This window comes from Oleiphilus sp. HI0067 (assembly GCF_001635735.1).
This window is the reverse complement of sequence record NZ_LWFI01000553.1, coordinates 1-551: the sequence shown is the minus strand read 5'-3', so window position 1 is coordinate 551 and position 551 is coordinate 1. Positions and strand designations below refer to the sequence as shown.

General features: G+C 48.5%; 1 protein-coding gene. It reads left to right on the top strand.

The window, feature by feature from the left end:
- On the top strand, nt 1–551 hold a 551-nt coding region (locus A3739_RS06430), incomplete at both ends, for a phosphate acyltransferase (protein WP_255376770.1).

Genomic DNA, 551 nt, shown 5'->3' with positions numbered 1-551 from the left:
GATTGCTTGCCAAGAAAGGAATATCGCTCAATGCGTTATGATTGGGGAGCGCAGCGACATTAGCTCGGTTGCTGAAGCACAAGGTCTGACATTTCTAGATGAAATAGAAGTCATCAATCCCGACGAAGTGCGTGAAAGATACGTTCCTCATATGGTGGAGGCACGCAAGCACAAAGGCTTAGCGCCTGATATGGCACGCTCTCTACTTGAAGATAATGTAGTTCTTGCGACGATGATGGTTGCCTTAGATGAAGTAGACGGATTAGTTTCAGGTGCTGTACACACGACAGCAAATACTGTTCGCCCAGCACTTCAGTTAATCAAAACTGCACCATCAGCCACTGTTGTCTCTTCGGTCTTCTTTATGTGCTTGCCAGAGCAAGTACTGGTCTATGGTGACTGTGCAATCAATCCAGACCCTAACGCTGAAGAGTTGGCGGACATCGCGATACAGAGTGCAGACTCAGCCCTAGCTTTTGGAATTGAGCCAAAAGTAGCGATGATTAGCTACAGCACAGGCGCTAGCGGTGCGGGGGACGATGTCGAGAAAG